Source organism: Pseudomonas sp. MB-090624, from assembly GCF_003205245.1.
GTDB classification, from domain to species: domain Bacteria; phylum Pseudomonadota; class Gammaproteobacteria; order Pseudomonadales; family Pseudomonadaceae; genus Aquipseudomonas; species Aquipseudomonas juntendi.
This window is the reverse complement of record NZ_QJRK01000014.1, coordinates 69,644-91,694: the sequence shown is the minus strand read 5'-3', so window position 1 is coordinate 91,694 and position 22,051 is coordinate 69,644. Positions and strand designations below refer to the sequence as shown.

Sequence of the window (22,051 nt, the reverse complement as noted above, 5' to 3'; positions counted from 1 at the left end):
ATGCGCCGCCGCCGTCATACCGAGGAACACGAAAACCACGAACGCTGGCTGGTGTCATACGCCGACTTCATTACCTTGCTGTTCGCATTTTTTGTGGTGATGTACTCGATTTCGTCGATCAACGAGGGCAAGTACAAGGTCATTTCCCAGGCGCTGCTCGGGGTGTTCAACGACCCTGAGCGCAGCATGAAGCCCATCCCCGTGGGCGAGGAAAAGCCATTGACCGTGCGCCCGGCCGAGCCGCTGGTCAACGACAGCGAGCAGACCGAAGCGGGCCTTGCGGCAACCAATACCGACCCGCTGAAGACCATCAGCGATGACGTGCGCGATGCCTTTGGCGACCTGATCAAAAGCAACCAGATGACCGTGCGCGGCAACGAACTGTGGATCGAGATCGAGCTCAATTCATCGCTGTTGTTCGGCAGTGGCGATGCCATGCCCAGCGACAAGGCGTTCGCCATCATCGAGAAGGTGGCCGATATTCTCAAGCCGTTCGCCAACCCGGTGCATGTCGAGGGTTTCACCGACAACCTGCCGATCCGCACCGCGCAGTACCCGACCAACTGGGAGCTGTCGTCGGCGCGGGCGGCGAGCATTGTGCGCCTGCTGGCCATGGAGGGGGTGAACCCGGCCCGCATGGCCTCGGTCGGCTATGGCGAGTACCAGCCGGTGGCCAGCAATGACACCGCCGATGGCCGCGCGCGCAACCGGCGGGTGGTGTTGGTGATTTCCCGTAACCTGGAAGTGCGCCGCAGCCTGACGGGCTCGGGCAGCGCCAATGCAACACCGGATGCTGCCCTTCGCCGGGCTGGCACACAAAGTGCACCGGCTACGCCAGCAACGGTGGCGGGGCAGTGATTCGTCAATTCTCTGGCACTGCTACAAGCACAATTTTGACTGTGACGCCGTCCCCTGTGGGAGCGGGCGAGCCCGCGAAGCAGGCGACGCGGTGATTGGCACCGGCTTCGCCGGTGTTCGCGGGCTCGCCCGCTGCCACATCGATCGCACGCGCTTTCAAATCAATACATAGAGTTTGCTTGATGAGAGTCTGGGCAGTAGCCAATCAAAAAGGTGGCGTCGGCAAGACCACCACGACCATCGCTTTGGCCGGCCTGCTGGCCGAGGCCGGCAAGCGCGTGGTCGTCGTCGACCTGGACCCGCACGGTTCGATGACCAGTTACTTCGGCCACAACCCTGATGCCCTCGAGCACAGTTGCTACGACCTGTTCCTGCACAAAGGCAGCGTGCCTGAGGGCTTGCCGGGGCAACTGCTGCTGCCCACCAGCGACGAGCGGATTTCGCTGTTGCCGTCGAGCACCGCGCTGGCCGTGCTGGAGCGCCAGTCGCCGGGGCAGAATGGCCTGGGCCTGGTGATCGCCAAGAGTCTGGCGCAGTTGTGGCAGGATTTCGACTTTGCCTTGATCGACAGCCCACCCTTGCTCGGCGTGCTGATGGTCAATGCCCTGGCCGCCAGCCAGCAGTTGGTGGTCCCGGTGCAAACCGAGTTTCTTGCGGTGAAGGGGCTTGAGCGCATGGTCGCGACCCTGGCCATGGTCAACCGGTCACGCAAGCAGGCGCTGCCGTACCAGATCGTGCCGACGCTGTTCGACCGCCGCACCCAGGCCTCGCTGGGCACCCTCAAGCTGCTGCGTGACACCTACGGCCAGCATGTATGGCAGGGCTACATCCCGGTCGATACGCGCCTGCGCGACGCCAGCCGCAAGGGCGTGACGCCCTCGCAGTTCGACGCCAAGAGCCGTGGGCTGGTCGCCTACCGGGCACTGCTCAAGCACCTGTTGACCTACAAACCCGCAGCGCAGGTGGCCTGATGACCCAGACCCGGTACACCGGCACCCGGCCACAGATGGCCTTGCAATCGTATCTGGATGGCCTGCTGCAGGAGGCCACCGAAGACGAAGCGCTGTTGCAGGCACCCGTGGAGCCCGCTGCAGCCGATGAGTTCGCTGAAGCCGTGCGCGAGGAGCAGGCCCGCGATGCCCGCCAGCCGCAACCTGCCGAACCGCTCGTGGCCGTTGCCCGCCCTGCGCCTCGGCCTTTCGCCGAACCCCGCCTGGCGGTGTTGCCCAGCGTGATGCCGGTAGACCCGCCGGTGGTGACGGTGGTGGAGCAGGAGGTGGTGGCCGAGGCGGCCATTCCAGTGCTGGTCGAAGCGCCTGCGCTGGAACCGGCGCTGCCACTGGTCGACGTGCACCTGCCAGCGCCGCCCGTGCCACCGGCCACTGTCGACGGCCGCCCGGCCTGGGCCGCCGAACCCTTCGAGTGCCTGTTGTTCGATGTCGCCGGCCTGACCCTGGCGGTACCGCTGGTGTGCCTGGGCTCGATCTACACCCTGGCCGGCCAGGAACTGACCCCGCTGTTCGGTCAGCCCGAATGGTTCCTTGGCATCCTCACCTGCCAGGCGGGCAACCTCAAGGTCCTGGATACGGCGCGCTGGGTGATGCCCGACCGCTACCGCGACGATTTCCGCCAGGGCCTGCAGTACGTGATTTCGGTGCAGGGCTACGAATGGGGGCTGGCCGTGCACCAGGTCAGCCGTTCGTTGCGCCTGGACCCGTCGGAAATCAAGTGGCGCAGCCAGCGTGGCCAGCGCCCGTGGTTGGCCGGCACGGTTATTGAACACATGTGTGCATTGCTCGACGTTGCCGCGCTGGCCGAGCTGATCGCCAGCGGCGCGGTCAAGCAGCTGCACGACAAACAAATGACACCGAACACAACCGCCAGAAAGCGGATTTAGAGGGCTAGGGGAATGAAAAAGTCGTCTGCACAAGGTTCTGAAGATCCAATCCTGCAGTGGGTAACCTTCCGGCTGGACAACGAGTCCTACGGCATCAACGTGATGCAGGTGCAGGAAGTGCTGCGTTACACCGAGATCGCGCCGGTACCGGGTGCGCCCAGCTATGTGCTGGGCATCATCAACCTGCGAGGCAACGTGGTAACGGTGATCGATACCCGCCAGCGCTTTGGCCTGATGCCGACCGAAGTCACCGACAACACCCGTATCGTCATCATCGAGGCCGACAAGCAAGTGGTCGGTATCTTGGTCGACAGCGTGGCCGAGGTGGTCTACCTGCGCCAGTCGGAAATCGAAACCGCGCCGAACGTGGGTAACGAGGAGTCGGCCAAGTTCATCCAGGGCGTGTGCAACAAGAACGGCGAGCTGCTGATCCTGGTCGAACTGGACAAGATGATGACTGAGGAAGAGTGGTCCGAGCTGGAGAACATCTGAGTTGATCTTCGAGGTTGCGGTAATCTTTCTGGCGTTGCTGTGGGCCTTGAGCCTCTGGTTCTTCCTCAACTACAGCAAACGCCAGCGCGAAGTGGCCGCGCAGCAGGCCGTGGGCGATGCCTTGCGCGACCAGCGCATCAAGGACCTCGCCAAACGCCTGGATGACTACCAGAACGTCACGGTGCGCATGGGGGACGCGCTGCACGAGCTGAACGTGGCGGTTGCCCCCTTGCCGGACCGGATCCAGCAACTGGAGCAACGCGACCCTCATAACGTGACGTTCTCCCAGGCAGCCAAGCTGGTCGGCATGGGCGCCAGCATCGCCGAGCTGACCGAGAGCTGCGGCCTGACCCAGGCCGAGGCAGAGCTGATGAGCAAGCTGCACCGTAGCGACTGAGCCTGGCGGGCCGCTTCAAGGCCCGCTCAGGCCTGCGCCCAGGCTCAGGTCTGGACCCAGGAGTGATTGCCACCGACCGTGGCGATGCGGTTGAGCGGCAATTGCTGGTGCACGGCCTCCCTCAACGCGCTGGTGTTGATGAAGGTGGCGGTATTGATGCGCGGGATGTTGTACAGGTTGACCATCTGGCGCAAGGTTGCGAGGTTGGGCAATTGCTGGTCGATCACGTCGCTGAGCAGGCGGGGGCCGGTCAGGTAGCTCAGGCGGCTGGCATAACGGTAGAAGTTCGAGGGGTCTTCGGCCAGGCTGGGCCTGTGGTCATAGAAGTCCGAATGCAGGCGGAAGCGTGCGTGCATTTCCTCGCTGATCGCCTCCAGGGTCGGGTTGCCAGGGTGGCTACCGATCTGGCTGGTGTTGTACAGGCAGTTCATGCTCAGTTTCTCGTTGGCCATCGGCGGCGCCAGCAGCAAGCCATCTGCCGGGATGCACAGCGCTACGTCTTGAATCGCTTCGGTGGGCCTTGCCGGCGGTTCCCCCACCTGGGGTTGCCCGGCCTTGCCTGGCACCCTTAGCGTGTCGTCGACGTCCATGTACAGCCCCCCTTCATGGTGCAGCAGCGGGTAGCGCAGCACATCGCTTGCCGACGCATAGTTGGTGGCCACGCCACCATTGCCGTCCAGGGCCGCGTCGTACTGGGCATAGTACTTGGTCTGCTGGAATGCCCTGAAGAACGCTTGCTCTTCCAGGGGTAGCACCTGCAGCCCCGGCGCCTGTTCGGCCAGCAGGCGCAGGTTTTCTTCGTAAGCGCCAGGGGTGGCCGTGGACAGGAACAGGCGCAGGCTGTAATCACTGTTTTCCAGCGCCGCGACATTGTGGGCAAGGTTGCTCAGCAGGGCCGGGCGCAAGGTCTTGTCACCTACCCAGAGGCAGGAAATCCGCTTGGGGATGGGCAAGCTGTTGGCGGGGGCGTGTGGGATTTCACCCGGCAGCACCAGGTCGATACCCAGCGCGCGCAGAGTGGCGGTGCGCATCGCATCGGTGACTACGCGCTCGCGGGGCTCGGGTACCAGGCCGCGAGCATCAGGGCTTGCCACGTAGCCAACGGGCTCAACGTCGTTGATGTCCTCGTCCAGGATGAAGGCATCCCGTTCAAGGTCATACACCACCTCCTTGATGTAGTCGTCGATCACCGATTCCAGGGTGTCCGGCATGCCGTTGTACCTCGGCCTGCGGATCACGGCGTCGGCGGTGAGCGGGTCGGCCTGCGGCAGCGGCGGGATCGGTTCGCAGATATGGAAGTAGGGCGCACCTTCGGGCGCCGGGGCTAGCAATACGGGGGGGCGCACCGGGCTCATTGGGTAACCGATCTGGTCGTTGAGCCGAATCGGCGGCACGAAGCCATCGCTTTTGAACGCGAACAGTGCCGAGGCTTTGGCCGCCCCAGTCAACAGCAATGGCACAGCATTGAACAGCCCCCAGGTGATGTTGGCGACACCGTCCTGCCGTGCCTGCAGGGTCTTGCCATTGATCGCCTCATCCAGGCCAAGGCCCAACTGCGCAATGCCGCCGAGCGCCAACACCGGCGCCAGCCCGGGCACCACCAGGCACAGCGGTGCCAGCAAGTTGAGGGTGGTGAGCAGGTAGCCCCGCCACTTGGCTTTGCTGACCTGGCTGTCGCTGGTGATGATGAAGTCGGCGTCATCGAAGCTGCGTTGGCGTTGGCGCTCGGCCAGCGCCTGGAACAAGTCGCCGGTGATCCTCGGGTTGTAGCGGCTCGGCCGGTAGTTGACATAGGTGCGCGGCGGCCAGATACCGTCGTTGTTGAACATGCCGTGCTCCGGTGGCAAGGCGTGGCGCCGGGGATATTCGGCCAGTCCATCGAGTGCGGTATCCAACCCGCTGAAATCCACGCCCTGCGGCCTGTCGGCCAGGCGGAAATGCTGTTTCAGGGCTTCACGCTTGAGCGGGTCTTTGCATTGCTCGCCAATCCAGTCTTTCAGCGCGTTTTCACTGGCGAACTCCAGCAAGGGTGAACTGTTGCCAGGTATGTAGAGCACTGTCAGGTCCGTGCCTGGGTTGCACAGGTACAGCAGGTCGGTGGCGGCGTAGCCATAGATGCTCAGGGTGCTCATGCGCAGCTTGTCGACCCGCGGCATCAAATCGGCGGCTTGCCACAGCAGTTTACGTGCGGCTTCGCTGAGGCTGCCTTCGCTGACCTGCTTGTTGCAGGCGGCAATGAAATTGAGCTTGCACGCCAGGCGGTGGGCGCCCATATGGTCGCGCCAGTAGGTGTGCAGGGTATTCTTGAAGGGTGCCTGGAAGTCCAGGTTCTCGATGAACTGCTGGAAGCTTTCGGCGGCTATCGGCACATGGGTGGTGGCGTCGTAGCGCGCTGGTTCGGTGCGGTGGAACAGCCCGTTGAACACCGAAAACTCGGCGCCATAGTGGTTGAAACCCCGGGCGGGCAGGGCGTTGACGATCTGCACCGGGCTTTCTGGCAAGGTGCCAGCCCAGGGCGCACGGAACAAGGCGCCGAACAGGTCGTTATTGCTTTCGCCCTGCCAGTTGCTGAGCACGGCCTGGGTCAGGCTGACGCATTGCCTGACCTCTGCCAGGCTGCCGCCTTTGTGGTCGGAACGGTAGTGCAGGGTCACCACATCGACCCGGTCGGGGTCGAGGTCGTGGCCCTGCTCGGCGAACCATTGCCTGACGGCCTGACTGGCCTGCCGATCGGGCCGAGGGACATGGTTCAGATGATCGCGGACATAGTGCACGCCAGTGGCGTTGATCCCGGTAGTGCGCATCGTGGTTACCTTGCGTGAGTGGGTGCTGCAAGGTTGCTGGATCACGCTGCACGCCAGTGGTAGATAACTACATACGCCCGCTGTCACCCTTCAGTTCTGTTCCCAGCTATGTGCCCGGCCGGCCTCGAAGAAACGGTCGAGCGGCACATGCTCACGGATCAGTCGGGTCAACTGGCTGGTGTCCAGGGCGCCGTGAATGTCGTAGATGGGGGAAACCAGCAGCCTGCACATTTCGCGCAGCTGCCGTAGCCAGGGCAGGCGCGCGTCGATCACGTCATTGAGTACCCCCGGCCCGCTCAAGCGGCTGAGGCGGCGGGCGTAAGCATTGAAGGCCACAGGGTTGAAGACCCGGTCGGGCCGTTCGGTGTAGAACGTCGGGTCTTGCTGGAAGCGTTGCAGGATCGCCTCGGAAATGGCGTCCAGGGTGGGATTGCCCGGGTGGCTGCCGATCATGCTGCTGTTGTACTGAATGTAGAAACCCAGTTGGTCATTGCTGACCGGGGGGTACAGAAGCAAGCCATCGGCGGTCGTGCGCAAGGTCTGGCTGGCCAGCGGTGGGTTGCCTGGCCCCGAAGCGGCGTTGAGCAGCCGGTCATCGGCATCCAGATAGAACCCACCGATCTGCTTGAGCATGCGGTAGCGCAGGATGTCGCTGGCCGAGCTGAAATTGGTGATGCCTGGGTTGGTGATCCCCAGCGCCGCCTGGTACTGGGCGAAATAGGGCGAGCTGGCGAACGCCTGGTAGAACGGTTGATCCTCGAGCGGCAGGACGCTCATGTGGAGTGTCCTGCTCCTGAGCAGCGTGAGGTTGGCGCTATAGGCCCTCGGGCTCTGCCGCGAAAGGAACAGTTGGTAGTGGTATCCACTGTCTTCCAGGGCTTCGGCATTGTGCACCAGCGCCTCCAGGAAAACCGGGGAAATGGCCTTGTCACCCACCCATAGACTGGAAACGATGCGCGGAATTGGCGTGCGCTCCAGGGTGTCGAAGTGCGTGTAGTCCATGGGGAGATCCAGCTGGATACCTAGCTGCCGTAGGGTGCCCATGCGCTGTGCGTCGGTGACGACCCGCTGGGCGTCGGCAATCCGCACCAGAGCTGCTGCCCCGCCGCTGTCGATTACCCAGCGCTCAGGCGTGGGCTGCCTGTGTTCAGAGAGCTTGATGAAACTGTCGGTGTGCAGGTCGTACACCACGGGTTGCGTCTTGATGCCCTGGGGCGCCTGGAATGTACCCTCGAAGTAGTGGCCCAGATTATCCCCCACGCGGGTCACCACTACCCTTTGCGAGCCTGTCGTTATCCGCACCGTGTCACGGAACGCCGCTTGTGCCGGTACCAGCTGCAACGCATCCGTTGGCACGCTTACATTGGCCGCTTCGCCCAGCACATCCGCCAACTGGGTCGGCCGTAGCAAACCTGGCAAACGGTAGTGGAACGCCTGGCTGGCGCGGGCGATGCCGATGGGCAAGGGCAAGGCATTGAACAGGCCGAAGACCTGGTTTTCGACCCCCTCGACCTTTTCGTCCAGCGAGTGGCCGTTGATCACCTGGTCCATGCCCAGGCTGAATTGTGCCACGCCGCCCACCACCATCACCGGCAGAAGCTCGGGTACCACCACGCATAAAGGCGCCAGCAGGCACTGGGCAACGTTCAGGTAGCTGCCCCAGTGCGTCTTGTTGACCTGGCGGTTGGTGATGACGCGGTAATCCAGGTCATCGTAGCTGCGCTGTTTCTGGCGATCGGCCAAGTGGTCGAACAGGTTACCTTCGATAGGCAAGCTGTGGGTGGGCGATCCGAATTCGATCGTCTCTTCAGGGTCCCATATGCCACTGGTGGCGAAGCCAGGTTGATCGTCGGGCAGGCGATGCGCCGCGGGATAGCAGCCCAGCCCTTTCAAGGCCGTGACGAGGCCGCTGAATTCCAGCCCGTCCGCCCAGTCCGCGGGCGAGAAGCATTGCTGCAGCCACTCGCGGCGGGTTGGGTCTTTGCATTGCTCGGCAAACCAGTGCTTGAGCGCAGACAGGTCCGGGAACTCGTGCAGGGGCGACGCGTTGCCCGGCAAATAAAGGACGACGGTGCTGCTGTCGTCGGCCTTTATGTAGATGACCGATGTACTGTGATAACCGTACACATTCAGCAGGCGGGTGGTTATCGCCCGCGTGTCCAGGGGCAAGAGGCCAGCGGCCTGCCAGGCCAGGCGCCAGGCAGGGACACTCAGGCTACCCTCACTGACTTGGTTGTTGCAGGCGCTGATGAAGGCAATTTCCAGTGCGCGTGCGTAGTCTGTCCGGCTTTGCTGCCAATAGCTGTCCAGTTGCGCCTTCAGCCGTTCGTGCAGGTGTAAACCCCATACATAGTCCTGGAAGACTTCGGCGCGGATGGGCAGCAGTGTCGCCGGGCTGAGCTCCTTTTTCGGGGTACGCCGATACAGGCCGTTGAAGATCAGGTAGGACATCGCGTTGGAAAGCAGGGGGGGTGGCCGCATACGGTCGACAAATGTCACCGCATGCAGCGGCGCCATACCCGCCCAATCGCCAAAGTGGAATCCGCCACTGCCTGTACAGGGTTCTCCTTGCCAGTTGGCCAGCAGGGCGTCGGTCAGGCTGACGCGTTGAATCACCTTGGCCTGGGGGGGGAGCCAGGGCTGGCCTTCTTCGCGCTCTGCGTCCTGGTAGTGGAACGTGACGACGTCGATATCCGCGGGGGGCAGGAGCACACCGCGTTGCGCTAGCCAATCGCGCAAAAGCTTGTCGGCCAATGTGTCCGGGCGCGGCATCTGGGCCAGCGCACTGTGCAACAGGCGCTGCTTCATGGGTTGTGGGAAGTTCATCGTTGGGTGTCCGTGGCTATCGGGCGTTGCAGGGTAGCCAGCGGGCACACCGGTCAAGTGCTAATTAATGCTGTCATCCCCTGGCAGCACGTTCATCGGCGAAGGCGCAGGGGTAATGTCGCGCTCGCCCGGCGGTTCGTCGTCGAAGCCCACGGGCACCTTGCCACGCAGTTGCCAGGCAAAGGCGATGATTTCGGCGATGGTCAGGTACAGCGCCTCGGGGATCTGTTCGCCCAATTCCAGGCGCGCCAGCAAGCGTACGAGCTCGGCGTTTTCATAGATCGGAACCTCGTGCTCGCGGGCCAGGGCCAGTATGGCCTCGGCTACGCTGTCGTCACCTTTGGCCGTCAGGCTCGGCGCCTGCTGGCCATCGTAGCTCAAGGCAATGGCCTGGCGGGGTTGTCGGTCGTTCATGCGTTTTCGTCCACCCAGCGTTGTTCTACTCGGGTACGGGGCCCTTGCGGTGGGATGCCCGCGCGGCATTCCAGGTCGCCGACCTCCAGGCCGCGGGCAAGCAAGCGTTCGCGCAGGCTGCCCAGCTGGCTGTCGATCAGGCGCGCCGTCGGCTCGCGCTCGGCCCACAGCTGGCCCGACAGCTGCCCTTGATTCAACTGGGCCTGGACCTGCATGGGGCCCAGCGGGGGCAGGTCGAAAGCCAGGTCGATACGCCAAAGGGCTCGCAGCGAGTCTGCTGCTTCCTGTTCACGATCGGCCTGCTGGCGTGGCGTTTCTTCGCGCTGCAGTTTGACCTGCAAGGGAATGAACTCCTGGCCGTGGCGAATCGGCACTTCGGTTTGCCACGTGGTCTGCAGGTTGCCGTTTTCCAGTGTGCCGCTTTGTTGCAGGCTGCTCATGGCGTGGCTCTGCAGGCGGGAAATGGCCGCTGCGGCCAGGCGCAGCAGCTGTTGCAGATCGCCTTCGTCTTCCAGCGCATTCAGCAACCGCGACGGCAGCGGGAATGCCCCGGGCTGTGGCTTGGGGCTGACCCGTTCGAGCAGGCCCAGGGCTCCGCGTGCCACGGCGGGCATGGTCACGGCCAGGCTGTCCGGAGCCAGGCTTGGCGTGCCGGGCGGCAGGTTCGGTGCCTGCGCCACCAGCCGCAGCAGGTGGGCCTTGAGGTCGGTGGCGACAGCGGCTGGGTAGCCTCCCAGCAATTTTGCTTCAAGGAAGGCGCCGCTGTTGCTCAGGGCTTGTGCCACGCCTTTGGCGTCCGCCAGTTGCCGTACGTCCGGCAGGCCGGCCAGCAGGCGTTCGGCGCTGGCGCGCAGGTCGCCAGGGGCATCGGCGCTACGGGTGAGCTGCTGCAGCGCGTCGAGCAGGCCGGGCAGCGAGGCCTGGCGGTTCTGTTGGGTCATTAGCTGCTGAGCAATGCTCAGTTGGTCCTGCCTGCCACTCAGTGGCACGAAGCGCAGTGACTGATCACCTTGCACCAGCGCGCTGAGCAGGCTGCCAACGGCCAGCGGGCGCGGGCTGTCGACGCTCAGGGTGGCGCCGGCCTGGGCGCTGTTGAGCAAACTGATCAGTGCCCGATAGACCGGCGCCTGCCCAGGCGCCTGGGCCAATGCCTGGTTGGTCAGGACCTTGCCTTGCAGGAGCGTGCCGACAGGTACCTCGCGGGTATCCAGGCGGGTCAGGGTGGCGACCTGGCTGGCAGTGGCCTGCTGCAATAAAATGGCCAGGCGATTGCCTTCGGTCTGGCTGACGGTAACCTGGCTACCTGGGGCCAAGGGTTGGCCGGCGCTGGCCTGCAGCTGGGTCTGTGCGCCGTTGGCCTGGACCAGCCGCAGGAGCAGCTGGAACTCCTGGCCGCTCTGGCGCAACGCCAGCACTTGGGCTTGCGCGGTTTCGCCGGGCGCCAGCAAACCGGGCTGGGGCTGGACCAGGCGCAGGATCTCGCCGGTCATGGCCGCCTTGGTGGCTTGGTTGCCAAGCGCAGTTTGTGCGCCGAGACTATTGATTTCAGTCATGATTGTATACAACCTGTCGGACCCGGCCTCTTGGCAGCGCAGCGGCGCGTGCAATAATGCCGACCGCCCGTGGTTGCCAGTATAACGGCAGCGCACTGGGCGACTTGAGACACGGGCTTCAGGTTGGCTCGCCTGCCAACCAGGCAACACCGACCTGAGGCCCTCTACACATAAGGCGAAACCGTGACCTTCCACCTCCAAGCCGCAGGCCTGGCCTGCGAGCGCGACTGGCGCCTGCTGTTCGAGCAACTCGATTTCGAGCTGGGCGCGGGCGACATGCTGCAGATCAGTGGGCCCAACGGCAGTGGCAAGACCAGCCTGCTGCGCCTGTTGGCCGGGCTGATGCAGCCAACCGCCGGGCAGATCCTGCTGGGGGGCAAGCCGTTGGCTGAGCAGCGTCATGCCATGGCCAGCCTCCTGCTTTGGATTGGCCATGCCGCCGGCATCAAGGACCTGCTGACCGCCGAGGAAAACCTCACCTGGCTGTGCGCCCTGCATCAACCGGCCAGCCGCGAGGCTATCTGGGCGGCGCTGGCGGCGGTGGGCCTGCGCGGGTTCGAAGACGTGCCTTGCCACACCCTGTCGGCCGGCCAGCAGCGCCGCGTGGCCCTGGCCCGCTTGCACCTGGCCGGGCCGCCGCTGTGGATTCTCGATGAGCCGTTCACCGCCCTCGACAAGCAAGGCGTGGCGCAACTGGAAGCACACCTGGCGGCGCACTGCGAGCAAGGCGGCACCGTCGTGCTGACCACCCACCATACGCTGACGCGCAAGCCAGGCGGTTACCGTGAACTGAACCTGGGGCAATGGGCGGCATGAGCGTATTCATCCTGTTGCTGCGCCGTGAAGCGCGCCTGTTGTTCCGGCGCCCGGCCGAATTGGCCAACCCGCTGGTGTTCTTCGCCATCGTCGTGGCCCTGTTCCCGCTGGCGGTTGGCCCCGAGAGCCAATTGTTGCAAACCTTGTCGCCGGGCCTGGTGTGGGTGGCCGCGTTGCTGGCGGTGCTGCTGTCCCTGGACGGCCTGTTCCGCAGTGATTTCGAGGACGGCTCGCTGGAGCAGTGGGTGCTGTCGCCGCACCCGCTGGCGCTGCTGGTGCTGGCCAAGGTGCTGGCGCACTGGATCTTTTCCGGGCTGGCGCTGGTATTGTTGGCGCCGCTGCTGGCCTTGATGCTCGGCTTGCCCGGCCACTGCCTGCCGGTGCTGCTTGCTTCACTGCTGCTGGGTACGCCAGTGCTGAGCTTGCTGGGTGCGGTAGGCGCGGCGCTGACCGTTGGCCTCAAGCGCGGTGGTTTGTTACTGGCGTTGCTGATTTTGCCGTTGTATATCCCTGTATTGATCCTGGGCAGTGGTGCGTTGCAAGCGGCGTTGCAGAATATGCCGGCAACCGGCCATTTGCTCTGGCTCGCCAGCCTCACCGCCCTGGCCGTGACCCTGGCACCCTTTGCGATAGCGGCCGGGCTGAAGATCAGCGTCGGCGAATAACGAGTCCCGGGCTCTCAAGCCCGGCAAATACCCTGGATGTACCCTGATGAAAATAAGCTGGACGTGGTTCCACAAGCTGGGCTCCCCGAAATGGTTCTATGCCATCAGCGGCCGCATGCTGCCATGGCTGGCCACTGCCGCCGTGCTTCTGCTGCTGGTCGGCATCACCTGGGGCCTGGCCTTCGCCCCCCAGGACTACCAGCAAGGCAACAGCTTCCGCATCATCTATATCCACGTGCCGGCGGCGATGCTGGCGCAGTCCTGCTATGTGCTGCTGGCCGTGGCCGGGGTGGTGGGGCTGGTGTGGAAGATGAAGCTGGCCGATGTCGCCCTGCAATGTGCCGCCCCGATCGGCGCCTGGATGACCGCGGTGGCGCTGGTCACCGGTGCCATCTGGGGCAAGCCGACCTGGGGCAGTTGGTGGGTGTGGGATGCCCGACTTACGTCCATGCTTATCCTGCTGTTCCTGTACTTCGGCATTATTGCGCTGGGCCAGGCGATCAGTAATCGTGACAGCGCAGCCAAAGCCTGTGCGGTGCTGGCGATCGTCGGCGTGGTGAACATCCCGATCATCAAGTACTCGGTGGAGTGGTGGAACACGCTGCACCAGGGCGCCACCTTCACCCTCACCGAAAAACCGGCGATGCCGGCAGAAATGTGGCTGCCGCTGCTGTGCACGGCGCTGGGTTTCTACTGCTTCTTCGGCGCTGTGCTGCTGCTGCGCATGCGCCTGGAAGTGCTAAAGCGCGAGGCGCGCGCCAGTTGGGTCAAGGACGAAGTCTTGAACAGCCTTGGGCGGAGGGCCGCACCATGAGCTTTGCCACCTTGGGCGAATTCCTCGCCATGGGCCACCACGGCCTGTACGTGTGGTCGGCCTATGGCATCTGCCTGGTGGTGCTGGCGCTGAATGTCGCCGCGCCGCTGCTGGCTCGCCGTCGCTACCTGCAAGAAGAGGCGCGCCGTTTGCGCCGGGAGAACAACCAGTGAATCCGCAGCGCAAGAAACGCCTGTTGCTCATCGCCGGCCTGTTGGTCGGCGTCGGGGTTGCCGTCGGCTTTGCCTTGAGCGCACTGCAGCAGAACATCAACCTGTTCTATACCCCCACTCAAATTGCCAATGGCGAAGCGCCGCTGGACACCCGTATCCGCGCGGGCGGCATGGTCGAGAAAGGCTCGGTGCAACGCTCGTCCGACTCGCTGGACGTACGCTTCGTGGTCACCGACTTCAACAAATCGGTGCCGATCACCTACCGCGGCATCCTGCCCGACCTGTTCCGCGAAGGGCAGGGCATCGTCGCCCTGGGCAAGCTCAATGACCAGGGCGTGGTGGTAGCCGATGAAGTGCTGGCCAAGCATGACGAGAAGTACATGCCGCCCGAGGTTACCAAGGCCCTCAAGGAAAGCGGCCAGGCAGCCGCTGGCGGGGGGAGCAAGCCATGAACGCCGCACTGGTGATACCTGAACTGGGCCAGCTGGCGATGATCCTGGCCATCTGCTTTGCAGCCGTGCAGGCCAGCGTGCCGCTGCTTGGCGCCTGGCGCGGCGACAGCCTGTGGATGAGCCTGGCACGGCCTGCGGCCTGGGGGCAGTTCGCGTTCCTGGCGTTCGCCTTCGCCTGCCTGACCCACGCCTTCATGACCGACAACTTTTCGGTGGCCTACGTGGCCAGCAACTCCAACAGCGCCTTGCCGTGGTACTACAAGTTCAGCGCCGTGTGGGGCGCCCACGAAGGCTCATTGCTGTTGTGGGCGCTGATTCTCGGTGGCTGGACCTTTGCCGTGTCGGTGTTCTCGCGGCAGTTGCCGCAGGTGATGCTGGCCCGCGTGCTGGCAGTGATGGGCATGATCAGCGTAGGTTTCCTGAGCTTTCTGATCATCACCTCCAACCCGTTCCAGCGCATGCTGCCGCAGGTGCCGACCGACGGCCGCGACCTCAACCCGCTGCTGCAGGACTTCGGCCTGATCGTGCACCCGCCCATGCTGTACATGGGCTACGTGGGCTTCTCGGTGGCCTTTGCCTTCGCCATCGCCGCCTTGCTCGGTGGCCGCCTGGATGCCGCCTGGGCGCGCTGGTCGCGGCCATGGACCATCGTCGCCTGGGCGTTTCTGGGGGTGGGCATTACCTTGGGCTCATGGTGGGCCTACTATGAATTGGGCTGGGGTGGCTGGTGGTTCTGGGACCCGGTGGAAAACGCCTCGTTCATGCCCTGGCTGGTGGGCACTGCGCTGATCCACTCGCTGGCGGTGACCGAAAAGCGCGGGGTGTTCAAGAGCTGGACCGTGCTCCTGGCAATTGCCGCGTTCTCGCTGAGCCTGCTGGGCACCTTCCTGGTGCGTTCCGGCGTGCTGACCTCGGTGCACGCGTTTGCCGCAGACCCGTCGCGGGGCATTTTCATTCTGATCTTCCTGCTGTTCGTGGTCGGGGGGTCGCTGACCTTGTTCGCCCTGCGCGCGCCGGTGGTCAAAAGCCAGGTGGGCTTTGCCCTGTGGTCGCGGGAAACACTGCTGCTGGCCAATAACCTGGTGCTGGTGGTGGCGGCATCCATGATCCTGCTCGGCACCCTTTACCCCCTGGTGCTCGATGCCCTTACCGGGGCCAAGTTGTCGGTGGGCCCACCGTATTTCAATGCGTTGTTCCTGCCGTTGATGGCGCTGCTGATGGTGGTGTTGAGCATTGGCGTGGTGGTGCGCTGGAAGGACACCCCGGGCAAATGGCTGGTGAGCATGATGAGCCCGGTGCTGGTGGGCAGCGCCATCCTTGCACCGCTGGCCGGCCTGATCGTCGATGACTTCGACTGGCCGACGCTGACTGCCTTCGCCCTGGCTGCCTGGGTGGTGCTCGGCGGGCTGCGTGACATCCTCGACAAGACGCGCCACAAGGGGCTGGTCAAGGGCCTGCCGGGGCTGGGCCGCAGTTACTGGGGCATGCAGCTGGCGCACCTGGGCCTGGCGGTGTGCGCGCTGGGCGTGGTGTTGTCGAGCAACAACAGCGCCGAACGCGACCTGCGCATGGCGCCGGGTGAGAGCGTCGAGTTGGGTGGCTACCACTTCCTGTTCGAAGGTGCCAAGCACTTCGAAGGGCCCAACTTCATCTCCGACAAAGGCACGATCGTGGTCAGCCGCGATGGCCGGGCTGTGACCACCCTGCACCCGGAAAAACGCCTGTACACCGTGCAGCAGTCGATGATGACCGAAGCCGGCATTGATGCCGGCTTCACCCGCGACTTGTACGTGGCCCTCGGCGAACCGCTGGAGAACGGCGCCTGGGCGGTGCGCGTGCATATCAAGCCTTATGTCCGCTGGATCTGGCTGGGCGGTCTGTTGACTGGCCTGGGCGGGTTGCTGGCGGCCCTCGACCGGCGCTACCGCGTCAAGGTCAAGACCCGGGTGCGTGAAGCCCTGGGCGTGTCTGGAGCAGCTGCATGAAGCGTTGGATCATGGTAATGCCCCTGGCAGTGTTCCTGCTGGTGGCGGTGTTTCTCTACAAGGGCCTGTTCCTCAAGCCCGACGAGCTGCCCTCGGCAATGATCGGCAAAGCGTTCCCGGCGTTTTCCCTGGCCTCGACCCAGGGCGACCGTACCCTGACCGAGGCTGACCTGCACGGCCGCCCGGCACTGGTCAACGTGTGGGCCACCTGGTGCCCGTCGTGCAAGGTGGAGCACCCGTACCTGAACCAGCTGGCGCAGCAGGGCGTGGTGATTCACGGGGTCAACTACAAGGACGACAACGCCGCAGCGCGCAAATGGCTGGCCGATTTCCACAACCCCTACCAGCTGGACATCCGTGACGAGCAGGGCAGCCTGGGCCTGGACCTGGGGGTGTACGGCGCGCCGGAAACATTCCTGATCGATGCCAAGGGCATCATCCGCTACAAGCATGTGGGCATCGTCGATGCCACGGTGTGGCGTGAGCAGCTGGCGCCGCTGTACCAGGGCCTGGTCGACGAGGCCAAACCATGAGGCGTTGGCTGGCAGCGGTGCTGCTGGGCATGAGCCTGGCCAGCGTGGCCAAGGCGGCCATCGATACCTACCAGTTCCGCGACGAGGCAGAGCGCCAGCGTTACCAGGCGTTGACCAAGGAACTGCGCTGCCCGAAGTGCCAGAACCAGGACATTGCCGACTCCAACGCCCCCATCGCTGCCGACCTGCGCCGGGAGATCTTCCGCATGCTGGGCGAGGGCAAGAGCAACCAGCAGATCGTGGACTTCATGGTCGACCGCTATGGCGATTTCGTGCGCTACAAGCCGGCGCTCAGTGGCCGCACCTGGCTGCTGTGGTTCGGCCCAGGGCTGCTGCTGGCGGGCGGGTTCGTGGTGTTGGCGCTGATCGTGCGCCGGCGCCGTGGCAGTGCCACGCCAGGCACCGATGCATTGTCTGCTGAAGAACGCGAGCGTCTCGCCAAACTGCTGGAAAAAGAACCGACCCATGATTGAATTCTGGCTTAGCGCGGGCCTGTTGTTGCTCGCTGCCCTCAGCTTCCTGCTGATTCCGATCCTGCGTGGCCGTCGTCGCCAACAGGAAGAAGACCGTACCGCCCTGAACGTGGCCCTGTATCAGGAGCGGGTCGCCGAACTGGCTGCGCAGCAGGCTGCCGGGGTACTGGACGCAGCGCAGTTGGCCCAGGGACGCGACGAAGCCGCCCGTGAGCTGCTGGCCGACACCGAGGGCGCTGACGCCCCGCGCCAAGGCCACCTGGGCAAGGCACTCCCCCTGCTGGCCGCGGTGTTGGTGCCGGTGCTGGCGTTGGGGTTGTACCTGCATTTCGGCGCAGCCGACAAGGTGGCCCTGACCCAGGAGTTTGCCCAGGCGCCGAAGTCGATGGAGGAAATGACCACGCGCCTGGAGCGTGTGGTACAAGCCCAGCCAGACTCGGCCGAAGCCGTGTACTTCCTCGGCCGTACCTACATGGCCGAGCAGCGCCCGGCAGATGCTGCGCGTACCTTTGAACGTGCCGTGGCCCTGGCCGGGCGTCAGCCAGAGCTGCTGGGGCAGTGGGCGCAAGCCCTGTATTTTGCTGCTGACAAACAGTGGAGCCCACAGCTGCAGGCCCTCACCGACGAAGCCTTGAAGGGCGACCCCAACGAAGTTACCAGCCTGGGGCTGCGCGGTATTGCCGCTTTCGAAGGCGAGCGTTACCAGCAAGCCATCGATTACTGGCAGCGTTTGCTGGCGCAGCTGCCCGAGGGCGATGCATCGCGTGCGGCATTGCAAGGCGGCATCGACCGCGCTGCCGAGCGCCTGGGCAGCTCGCCGGCGCGGGCGAACGAACCCGCGCCGGTCGCGGCGCGCCTGAAGGTGCGGGTGGAACTGGCGGCGGCGTTGCGGGACAAGGTCAAGCCGGACGACACCGTGTTCATCTTTGCCCGCGCCAGCAATGGCCCACCGATGCCATTGGCGGCCAAACGGGTGACGGTGGCGCAGTTGCCGATCGAGGTGGAGCTGTCTGATGCGGACGCGATGATGCCGCAGATGAAACTGTCCGACTTTGCCGAAGTCCAACTGATGGCACGTGTGTCGCGTGCTGGCCAGCCGACCCAAGGTGAGTGGATCGGCCAAGGTGCACCCCTGTCCAGCGCGACTAAGGCTACCCAACACCTGACCATCGACAGCCCCGATCCGTAAGAGAGCAATGCCATGCACAGCGCCGTCCGCCTGACCCTGATTACCCTGGCCCTGGGTTTGTCTGCGTGTACGACGCAGCAGCCCTACGAGCACCCCGAGCCGCCGATAGAGCGGGTGCCGCCCCAGGGGCCGGTGGTCAAGCCATTGCCCGGCGGCCAGCCTTCTACCCAGCCAGGCAAGCCGGCGGCCATTCCCAAGCCGATGCCGCGTACCTCGGCCAGCTTCGCGCCACCGCCGGGCGGTGCCAGCCACTGGGACCCGAAACTGGGCGTCTATGTGCTGGATAAACAACCCAACACGTTCTACCGGCAGCGGACCTACTACCGCTTCGACAACGGTTGGAGCTGGTCGCTGAGCCCGAATGGCCCTTGGCAGGAAACTGACAGCAGCGGGGTGCCAGGTGGGTTGGGGCGTGCATTCGCGCAATAGCGCTTTTGCCGATACCCACGCTCCGCCGGGGTACCCGTACAGTACAGTTCAACCCGCAAATAGCGATTGACTGTACTGTAGCGTAAGTCCGCATAATGCCCCTTCGCGAACGGAGGTGGCATGCACAAGACAGTCCTGGTACTAGCGGAAACCGTCGATGATTACCTGCCTTTGCTGGAGCAGGCCGGTTACCGCCTGATCCGTGCCCCATCACCCCAACAGCGGGCTGATGCCATTCGGCGCCACGCCAATCAAATCGACGCCGTGCTCACCTGCCGTTACCAAACACACCCAGGCCCTGGTGCTGCGCAAGCTGCAGGCGTTCTTTGCCGGTGAGCCGGTACTGACGCCGGTACGCCCGTAACCCTATTCAGACATCTGCCTGGCAGCGCCCAGGCAACAAGGAGCGTGTGCATGCAACTCGAGATCTTCCAGGTCGATGCCTTTTCCGCTGAGCCGTTCGGCGGCAACCCGGCAGCGGTGATTCCCCTGCAAAGCTGGCTGCCGGACGATGTACTGCAACGCATTGCCGAAGAGAACAACCTGTCGGAAACCGCCTATTTCGTGCGCAATGGCGAAACCTACGACCTGCGCTGGTTCACCCCGGCCGTGGAAGTCGACCTGTGCGGCCACGCCACCTTGGCCTCGGCCTACGTGCTGTTCGAACAACTGGGCGAGCAGGCGCAGGTGCTGCGTTTCAATACCCGCAGTGGCGAACTGCGCGTCAGCCGCGGTGCGGACGGCCTGTTGGCCATGGACTTCCCGGCCAAACAGCCACTCGCCGAAGACATGCCGCAGGGCCTGCTGCAAGCGCTGGGCCTGAGCCAGGCGCAGGCGCTGTACCGCAGTGACGACTATGTGGTGGTGATCGATGACGCATCGCTGCTCGATACCCTGAAGCCAGACTTCGTTGCACTGTCGGCCTTCGATGTGCGCGGCATTGCCGTGACTGCAGCAGGGCGTGGTTTTGATTTCGTCACCCGCTGGTTCGGCCCCAACGTTGGGGTGAACGAAGACCCGGTGACGGGTTCGGCGCATACCTCGCTCGCGCCAGTGTGGGCCGAGCGGCTGGGCAAGCAGGTGCTGGCGTGCGAGCAGGGCGGGGCGCGCAAAGGGCAGTTGCTGTGTGAAGTGCCGGGTAATGGCCGGGTGATCATCAGCGGGCGGGCGGCGTTGTACCTGCGCGGAACTGTCTATATTTAACAGGCTGACACCGTCTGCCTGTAGGAGCGGCCTTGTGTCGCGATCGGGCCGCAACGCGGCCCCTCGATTTTCGCGTTGATGCGTCAATCCGGGGGCTGCTTTGCAGCCCATCGCGACACAAGGCCGCTCCTACATGGCCCAACCCCTGTTCAAGGAGCCAGCCATGGCCCTGGAAAAACACGGCACCTGCCTGTGCGGCGCCACCCGGCTTACCGTCACCGTCGACAATACCCACATCAGCGCCTGCCATTGCAGCATGTGCCGCAAGTGGACCGGTGGCCCGCTGCTGGTGGTTGATTGCAGCAAGCCCCCGCTGATCGAGGGGCGTGCGCCCAGCGTTTATGACTCCTCCGACTGGGCACAGCGTGCTTTTTGCGGCCAGTGCGGCACGCACTTGTACTACCGGCTCAAGGCCAACGACTTCCATGCCATACCGGTCGGCCTGCTCGATGGCGACCAGGACTGGGATTTCAACATGCAGATTTTCGTCGAAGAGAAACCCGCCTGGTACTGCTTCGCCAACCAGACCAGGGAACTGACCGGCGAGGAAGTCTTCGAGCAGAACAGCTGATTCAGGCCTGCGCCAGCAGCCACTCGGCAAACATTTGGGCGGTGTGCTGTGGTCGAAGCGCCAGCACGAAACACCACGCGCGCTTGCCAAACCGGTGCATTCCTGAGAAAAGGGCGGCTTTGTTTTCAAGCGTTGGAGTATGCCCGTGAGCCAAGAACTGCAGATCATCGAACTGGTTGAGGGGGACGGCAAAGCCGCCGTCAAAGGCGCCCTGATGACTACCCAGTACACCGGCTGGCTGGCCGATGGCAGTGAGTTCGATTCGTCCTGGTCGCGCGGCAAGCCGTTCCAGTGCGTGATCGGCACCGGCCGGGTGATCAAGGGCTGGGACCTGGGCCTGATGGGCATGCGCGTGGGCGGCAAACGCAAGCTGCTGGTACCGGCGCACCTGGGCTATGGCGAGCGCAGTGTGGGGGCGATTCCGCCGAATTCGGCCCTGACCTTCGAGATCGAGTTGCTGGAAGTGCTGACGCGGGATGATTGAGCAGCCGTGGACGCTGGTGTTCCTGCGCCATGCCGAGAAACCGGGTGAGGGCTTGGGCCAGTTGAGCTGCCAGGGCCTCAACCGTGCGCTGGACCTGGCCACGCTGCTGCCCGACATGAGGGTTTTAGTCCTTGGCTGTGGCAGTGCAGCGGTTGGCCCGGGTGATGTGTTGGCCTGTGCCGGCCTCTTCGCGGGCACGCCCGCTCCCACAAGATAACCACAAGCCTGAAGGCTGTGGGGGCCCTGTGGGAGCGGGCGTGCCCGCGAAGAGGCCGGTACTGGCAACTAAAGGACTAGCGGCCGAACCGCATCGGCCAACCCACCACCTTCTTCACCCGCGGCGTGGCATAGGTGCGCACCTTGGAGGTACTCAATCCCATGCGCACCAGCGACTCGGCAATGGTCACCGCCGCACTCACCCCATCCACCACCGGCACCCCGGTACGCTGGCGGATCTGCTCGTCCAGCCCGGCCATGCCGCCGCAACCCAGGCAAATCACCTCGGCCTTGTCTTCGCGTACGGCGCGTTCGGCCTGCTCCACAATCGCCTGCACAGCACGCTGTGGGTCGGCTTCCAGCTCCAGTACCGCCAGCCCGCTGGCCCGCACCGAGGCGCAGCGGTCATACAGGCCAGAAAGCTTCAGGCGGTCTTCGATCAGCGGTACGGTCCGGTCCAGGGTCGTTACCACCGAATAGGCATGGCCCAGGTACATTGCCGTGCTGGCAGCGGCATCGGTGATGTCTACCACCGGCACATTCAGCAGCTCCTGCAGGCCTTCGCGGCCGTGTTCGCCATAACCGGCCTGGATCACGGCGTCATAGGGGCCCTCGTAGGCCAGTACCCGGTCCATCACCGCAATGGCTGCCAGGTAGCTTTCAAAATTGCCTTCCACCGATTCGGCGCCGAACCAGGGGGTGAGGCCGACGATTTCGGTGCCGGGCGCGGCTACCGTACGGGCCTGTTCGGCAATGGCCTCGGTGATGGCTGCGGTGGTGTTGACGTTGGCGATCAGAATACGCATG

Annotated in this window: 24 protein-coding genes and 2 pseudogenes; 21 read left to right on the top strand and 5 right to left on the bottom strand. The window is 64.3% G+C overall.

Translation table 11 applies throughout. From position 1 onward, the window contains the following. The 5 genes from motD (at position 1) to DMX12_RS10315 (ending at position 3,644) form a co-directional block, all read left to right on the top strand. Entirely contained in the window at positions 1-858 is an 858-nt protein-coding gene (gene motD / locus DMX12_RS10340) for a flagellar motor protein MotD (protein WP_009681921.1), read from the top strand. Between the two features lie 182 nt (positions 859-1,040). Continuing rightward, positions 1,041-1,829 (top strand): ParA family protein, encoded by a 789-nt coding sequence (locus tag DMX12_RS10330; protein ID WP_110677390.1) that lies wholly within the window; start codon positions 1,041-1,043, stop codon positions 1,827-1,829. Further along, a complete protein-coding gene (locus DMX12_RS10325) occupies positions 1,829-2,755 on the top strand; it encodes a CheW domain-containing protein (RefSeq protein WP_054904666.1) in 927 nt (308 codons plus the stop codon). The genes DMX12_RS10330 and DMX12_RS10325 overlap by 1 nt, the downstream gene beginning before the upstream one ends. A 12-nt stretch (positions 2,756-2,767) precedes the next feature. Then, positions 2,768-3,247, top strand: a complete 480-nt coding sequence (locus tag DMX12_RS10320; RefSeq protein ID WP_003254393.1) for a chemotaxis protein CheW — start codon at positions 2,768-2,770, stop codon at positions 3,245-3,247. 1 nt (position 3,248) lies between these two features. Beyond that, the gene (locus DMX12_RS10315) at positions 3,249-3,644 is read left to right on the top strand and encodes a DUF2802 domain-containing protein (RefSeq protein ID WP_009681924.1); all 396 of its coding nucleotides are present in this window, start codon (positions 3,249-3,251) and stop codon (positions 3,642-3,644) included. Between the two features lie 44 nt (positions 3,645-3,688). Here DMX12_RS10315 and DMX12_RS10310 read toward each other — a convergent pair whose 3' ends face one another. From DMX12_RS10310 to DMX12_RS10295, 4 genes are all read right to left on the bottom strand, one after another. Beyond that, positions 3,689-6,448: a dermonecrotic toxin domain-containing protein gene (locus DMX12_RS10310; RefSeq protein ID WP_110677389.1), complete on the bottom strand. Its 2,760-nt coding sequence runs from the start codon at positions 6,446-6,448 to the stop codon at positions 3,689-3,691. Positions 6,449-6,538: 90 nt separating this feature from the next. After that, positions 6,539-9,274, bottom strand: a complete 2,736-nt coding sequence (locus DMX12_RS10305; RefSeq protein WP_110677388.1) for a dermonecrotic toxin domain-containing protein — start codon at positions 9,272-9,274, stop codon at positions 6,539-6,541. A 60-nt stretch (positions 9,275-9,334) separates the two neighbouring features. Continuing rightward, the gene (locus tag DMX12_RS10300; protein ID WP_110677387.1) at positions 9,335-9,688 is read right to left on the bottom strand and encodes an EscU/YscU/HrcU family type III secretion system export apparatus switch protein; all 354 of its coding nucleotides are present in this window, start codon (positions 9,686-9,688) and stop codon (positions 9,335-9,337) included. Next, positions 9,685-11,241, bottom strand: coding sequence for a flagellar hook-length control protein FliK (locus DMX12_RS10295; RefSeq protein ID WP_110677386.1), 1,557 nt, complete (start codon positions 11,239-11,241; stop codon positions 9,685-9,687). The genes DMX12_RS10300 and DMX12_RS10295 overlap by 4 nt, the downstream gene beginning before the upstream one ends. A 183-nt stretch (positions 11,242-11,424) precedes the next feature. On the opposite strand from DMX12_RS10295, the gene ccmA reads away from it, so the two are divergent. From ccmA to DMX12_RS10220, 16 genes and pseudogenes are all read left to right on the top strand, one after another. Beyond that, entirely contained in the window at positions 11,425-12,057 is a 633-nt protein-coding gene (ccmA, locus tag DMX12_RS10290; RefSeq protein WP_009681930.1) for a cytochrome c biogenesis heme-transporting ATPase CcmA, read from the top strand. Beyond that, on the top strand, positions 12,045-12,722 hold the full coding sequence (gene ccmB, locus DMX12_RS10285; protein WP_009681931.1) for a heme exporter protein CcmB: 678 nt from the start codon (positions 12,045-12,047) through the stop codon (positions 12,720-12,722). Before ccmA ends, ccmB begins: the two co-directional genes overlap by 13 nt. Positions 12,723-12,768: 46 nt before the next feature. Next, positions 12,769-13,536 carry a heme ABC transporter permease gene (locus DMX12_RS10280; RefSeq protein ID WP_054890110.1) on the top strand — a complete coding sequence of 256 codons (768 nt, stop codon included), beginning with the start codon at positions 12,769-12,771 and terminating at the stop codon, positions 13,534-13,536. Further along, positions 13,533-13,709, top strand: coding sequence for a heme exporter protein CcmD (gene ccmD, locus DMX12_RS10275; RefSeq protein WP_110677384.1), 177 nt, complete (start codon positions 13,533-13,535; stop codon positions 13,707-13,709). The genes DMX12_RS10280 and ccmD overlap by 4 nt, the downstream gene beginning before the upstream one ends. Continuing rightward, a complete protein-coding gene (gene ccmE / locus DMX12_RS10270) occupies positions 13,706-14,161 on the top strand; it encodes a cytochrome c maturation protein CcmE (protein WP_009681934.1) in 456 nt (151 codons plus the stop codon). The genes ccmD and ccmE overlap by 4 nt, the downstream gene beginning before the upstream one ends. An 11-nt stretch (positions 14,162-14,172) precedes the next feature. Then, a complete protein-coding gene (locus DMX12_RS10265) occupies positions 14,173-16,146 on the top strand; it encodes a heme lyase CcmF/NrfE family subunit (RefSeq protein ID WP_172828403.1) in 1,974 nt (657 codons plus the stop codon). Continuing rightward, a complete protein-coding gene (locus DMX12_RS10260) occupies positions 16,143-16,679 on the top strand; it encodes a DsbE family thiol:disulfide interchange protein (RefSeq protein WP_110677381.1) in 537 nt (178 codons plus the stop codon). The genes DMX12_RS10265 and DMX12_RS10260 overlap by 4 nt, the downstream gene beginning before the upstream one ends. Beyond that, positions 16,676-17,152, top strand: a complete 477-nt coding sequence (locus tag DMX12_RS10255) for a cytochrome c-type biogenesis protein (protein ID WP_054890112.1) — start codon at positions 16,676-16,678, stop codon at positions 17,150-17,152. The genes DMX12_RS10260 and DMX12_RS10255 overlap by 4 nt, the downstream gene beginning before the upstream one ends. Then, positions 17,145-18,341, top strand: coding sequence for a c-type cytochrome biogenesis protein CcmI (gene ccmI / locus DMX12_RS10250; protein WP_110677379.1), 1,197 nt, complete (start codon positions 17,145-17,147; stop codon positions 18,339-18,341). Before DMX12_RS10255 ends, ccmI begins: the two co-directional genes overlap by 8 nt. 12 nt (positions 18,342-18,353) lie before the next feature. Continuing rightward, positions 18,354-18,770 (top strand): hypothetical protein, encoded by a 417-nt coding sequence (locus DMX12_RS10245; protein ID WP_054881300.1) that lies wholly within the window; start codon positions 18,354-18,356, stop codon positions 18,768-18,770. Positions 18,771-18,890: 120 nt separating this feature from the next. Further along, a pseudogene (locus DMX12_RS29920) lies at positions 18,891-19,043 on the top strand (2-hydroxyacid dehydrogenase); the annotation flags it as partial. Next, the gene (locus tag DMX12_RS29475; protein WP_177411261.1) at positions 18,973-19,134 is read left to right on the top strand and encodes a hypothetical protein; all 162 of its coding nucleotides are present in this window, start codon (positions 18,973-18,975) and stop codon (positions 19,132-19,134) included. The pseudogene DMX12_RS29920 and the gene DMX12_RS29475, both read left to right, overlap by 71 nt. Positions 19,135-19,184: 50 nt before the next feature. Then, positions 19,185-19,973, top strand: a complete 789-nt coding sequence (locus tag DMX12_RS10235) for a PhzF family phenazine biosynthesis protein (protein ID WP_110677378.1) — start codon at positions 19,185-19,187, stop codon at positions 19,971-19,973. A 163-nt stretch (positions 19,974-20,136) separates the two neighbouring features. Further along, positions 20,137-20,544: a GFA family protein gene (locus tag DMX12_RS10230; protein ID WP_110677418.1), complete on the top strand. Its 408-nt coding sequence runs from the start codon at positions 20,137-20,139 to the stop codon at positions 20,542-20,544. Between the two features lie 145 nt (positions 20,545-20,689). After that, the gene (locus tag DMX12_RS10225; RefSeq protein ID WP_110677416.1) at positions 20,690-21,028 is read left to right on the top strand and encodes an FKBP-type peptidyl-prolyl cis-trans isomerase; all 339 of its coding nucleotides are present in this window, start codon (positions 20,690-20,692) and stop codon (positions 21,026-21,028) included. Between the two features lie 10 nt (positions 21,029-21,038). Next, positions 21,039-21,143: pseudogene (locus DMX12_RS10220) on the top strand (histidine phosphatase family protein); the annotation flags it as partial. A 178-nt stretch (positions 21,144-21,321) separates the two neighbouring features. Here DMX12_RS10220 and DMX12_RS10215 read toward each other — a convergent pair. Then, entirely contained in the window at positions 21,322-22,050 is a 729-nt protein-coding gene (locus DMX12_RS10215; RefSeq protein WP_110677377.1) for an aspartate/glutamate racemase family protein, read from the bottom strand. Position 22,051: the final 1 nt, after the last annotated feature.